Annotated in this window: 4 protein-coding genes; all 4 read left to right on the plus strand. The window is 62.9% G+C overall.

The genetic code is table 11. From position 1 onward, the window contains the following. A partial coding sequence (locus AC2FM5_RS19485; RefSeq protein ID WP_496737625.1) for a TOBE domain-containing protein occupies window positions 1–321 on the plus strand: 321 nt, incomplete at its 5' end. A 170-nt stretch (window positions 322–491) separates the two neighbouring features. Then, window positions 492–1,451, plus strand: coding sequence for a dihydrodipicolinate synthase family protein (locus AC2FM5_RS19490; protein WP_496737626.1), 960 nt, complete (start codon window positions 492–494; stop codon window positions 1,449–1,451). Beyond that, window positions 1,442–2,377 carry a 4-hydroxyproline epimerase gene (locus AC2FM5_RS19495; protein WP_170359311.1) on the plus strand — a complete coding sequence of 312 codons (936 nt, stop codon included), beginning with the start codon at window positions 1,442–1,444 and terminating at the stop codon, window positions 2,375–2,377. The genes AC2FM5_RS19490 and AC2FM5_RS19495 overlap by 10 nt, the downstream gene beginning before the upstream one ends. After that, the coding region (locus AC2FM5_RS19500; RefSeq protein WP_496737628.1) for an FAD-dependent oxidoreductase at window positions 2,374–2,753 on the plus strand (380 nt) is incomplete at its 3' end. The genes AC2FM5_RS19495 and AC2FM5_RS19500, both read left to right, overlap by 4 nt.

The raw sequence follows: 2,753 nt of genomic DNA on the forward strand, positions 1-2,753 counted from the left end.
GTCGAAGGAACCGTGCGCCATCCTGCCCTGACGGATGCGATCCCTGTCACCAACGGCGTGCCGACGGATGCCAAGAAGGTGATCCTGGGAATCCGCCCGGAACATATTGCCGTGGATCGGTCCGGCGACACCTGTACCGTCGATCTGACCGAAGCGCTTGGCGGCGTCTCCTACAGTTATTTGCTGACGCCCAACGGTGACAAGTTGATCGTCGAAGAGCGGGACGACCAGCGCAGCAAAACGGGCGAACGGATCGGAATCTCGGTTCGGCCCGAACGCGCCATGCTGTTTGACCCGGAAAGCGGGATGCGGTTGCGCTGAACCGTTGTCCAATTGGAAAATGTGAACGCGCCGGGCCCTCTGCCTGGCGCGTTTTCCTTTTGCCAGACGAATCCTGTGGATTTTGGATACAAAATCCGATACTGCGGGGTTGAGACAGGAAATCTGACCGCCCGGCGATGGACGCGGGCAACTTGGAAAGGATCGGCTACATGTCACCCGACGTCTTTACCGGCGCCATGCCCGCGCTCATGACCCCTTGTACGCCCGACCGTCAGCCCGACTTTGACGCCTTGGTGCGAAAGGGTCAGCAGATGATCGAGGCGGGCATGTCCGCGGTCGTCTACTGCGGGTCGATGGGCGACTGGCCGCTGTTGACCGATGAACAGCGGATGGAAGGGGTCGAGCGGTTGATCGGCGCGGGCCTGCCCGTGGTGGTGGGCACCGGGGCGGTCAACACGCAATCCGCCGTGGCGCATGCAGCGCATGCGCAAAAGGTGGGTGCAGCTGGGCTGATGGTTATCCCGCGGGTCCTGTCGCGCGGCAGTTCGGTCACGGCGCAGCGCAACCATTTCAAGGCCATCCTGTCGGCGGCACCGGATATTCCGGCGGTCATCTACAACAGTCCGTATTATGGATTCGCCACACGCGCCGACCTTTTCTTTGCGCTGCGGGCCGAGCACTCCAATCTGGTGGGCTTCAAGGAATTCGGTGGCAAGGACGATCTGCGCTATGCGGCTGAGAACATCACCAGCCGTGATGACCAGGTGACGCTGATGGTGGGGGTCGATACGGCCGTCTACCATGGCATCGTCAACTGTGGCGCAACCGGCGCAATCACCGGCATCGGTAATGTACTGCCCAAAGAGGTTCTGCTGCTGACCGCTTTGTCGAAAAAAGCGGCCACTGGCAATGCCGAGGCCCGCCAGCGCGCACAGGAGTTGACAGAGGCCATCCACGTGCTGTCCAGTTTCGATGAAGGCCCCGATCTGGTTCTGTACTACAAGCACCTTCTGGTTCTGAACGGCGAGGATGAATACCGCTTGCACTTCAACGAAACTGACGCGCTGACCGATGCGCAGCGCAACTATTGCGAACAGCAGTACAGCTTGTTTCGCGCCTGGTTTGCAGACTGGTCAAGGCAAGGCGGGGTGATTGCCGCGTGCATGTGATCGACAGCCATACCGGCGGAGAGCCGACGCGCGTGATTCTGGACGGCGCGCCCGATCTGGGCAGCGGTCCTCTATCCGAACGCGCAGGGCTTTTGGCGACCCAGCACCGCCCGTTCTGGCGCTCGGTCATGCTGGAGCCGCGCGGTCAGCCAGCGATGGTGGGGGCGCTGCTGGTGCCTTCGGTCGATCCGTCCTGCGTGACCGGGGTGATCTTCTTCGACGTGGATGCGGTGCTTGGCATGTGCGGGCATGGCACGATTGGGTTGACCGTGACGCTGGCCCATCTTGGGCGGATCGGTGTTGGCATCCACCGGATCGAAACCCCAGCGGGTGTGGTCACGGTGGAGCTGCACGATCCCAACACAGTGACAGTAACCAACATCGAAAGCCGGCGGGTGCATCAGGCCGTGACGATCGAGGTTCCGGATTTCGGGCCGGTTACAGGTGATGTGGCCTATGGCGGCAATTGGTTCTTTATCGTCGATCCCAGCCCGGTGCCGGTCGAGCCCGCGAACATCCGGCAACTGACCGATCTGGGCGTCGCCATTCGGCAGGCCTCGGTCGCGCAGGGCGTGGGCGGCGAAGCGGGCGAGCCGATCGATCATGTGATTTTTCAGGAGACCGCGCCGGCCTCCGGCGTCCACAGCCGAAACTTCGTTCTGTGCCCCGATGACGCCTATGACCGCTCGCCCTGCGGCACGGGCAGTTCGGCGCGGTTGGCCTGTCTGGCGGCCGATGGGCGCTTGGCGCCGGGTGAAGAAATCGTGCAGGCTAGCGTCATAGGCAGCCCCTATAGGCTGTCCTATCAGCCGGGTCCGAACGGCGGGGTGATCCCCTCGATCACCGGTCAGGCTTTCGTGATGGCCGAAAGCCGCTTGATTTTTGATCCCGCCGATCCATTCCGTTCGGGTATAGAGATCACATGAAGAAAGATGTCATCATCATAGGTGCCGGCGTCGTCGGTATCAGCGCGGCGCTGGAATTGCAGCGTCGGGGTTACACGGTTCAGATACTGGACCGCGAAGGCGTGGCCGCGGGCAGTTCGGCGGGAAATGCCGGGGCGTTCGCCTTCCCCGAGGTCGAACCTCTGGCCACGCCGGGGATCATGAAAAAGGCCCCGAAATGGCTGCTCGATCCGTTGGGGCCGCTGTCGATCCCGCCCGCCTATGCCCTGCAGATCGCGCCGTGGATGTGGCGGTTCTGGCGGGCCAGCCGCCCCAGCCGGTACCAGGCGCTGGTCGCCGCGCAGGCCAACCTGATGCGCCTGTGCCAGGCCGCGACCGAACGGCAGATCGCCGATAC

It is taken from the genome of Ruegeria sp. BHSA162 (genome assembly GCF_059613385.1).